General features: G+C 48.0%; 1 protein-coding gene. It reads right to left on the bottom strand.

Annotation, left to right across the window (positions count from 1 at the left end; translation table 11 throughout):
* Positions 1 to 400 (bottom strand): mucin-binding protein (locus KH400_RS21750; protein WP_438821139.1); only part of this gene is annotated, 400 nt, incomplete at both ends.

Below are 400 nucleotides of genomic sequence, written 5' to 3' on the forward strand. Positions count from 1 at the left end.
GTTTCAGTCAAACCACCTGGGTACGTTGGCGTTGGTGTGTCACCAGGGTTAACTGGATAAGTTGGGCTCGTTGGGTCGTCCGGATCAACTGGACCACCTGGCGTGAAGATTGGTGAACTTGGCGTCTTTGGATCATTTGGATCAACTGTAATCACAGCGTGAATGAAAATCACTTCGTACGTTTGGTCATAATCATCTTCACGATCGAAGGTAAAGTTGACACCTGGATAACCATCTGAAACCAAGACATATCCCGCTGCCTCGTAGGCTGCAATCTTGTCAGCCGTTGTGTACGTTGACGTCTCATCAGAGTGTCCCGTAATCGTATCCATTGCCAATTGCTTGCCAGTTGTCTTATCAAGATACGTAATCGTCGCTTGCTGCTCGTTGGCAACATACG

This window comes from Desertibacillus haloalkaliphilus (assembly GCF_019039105.1).
In the GTDB taxonomy this organism is placed as follows: domain Bacteria; phylum Bacillota; class Bacilli; order Bacillales; family KJ1-10-99; genus Desertibacillus; species Desertibacillus haloalkaliphilus.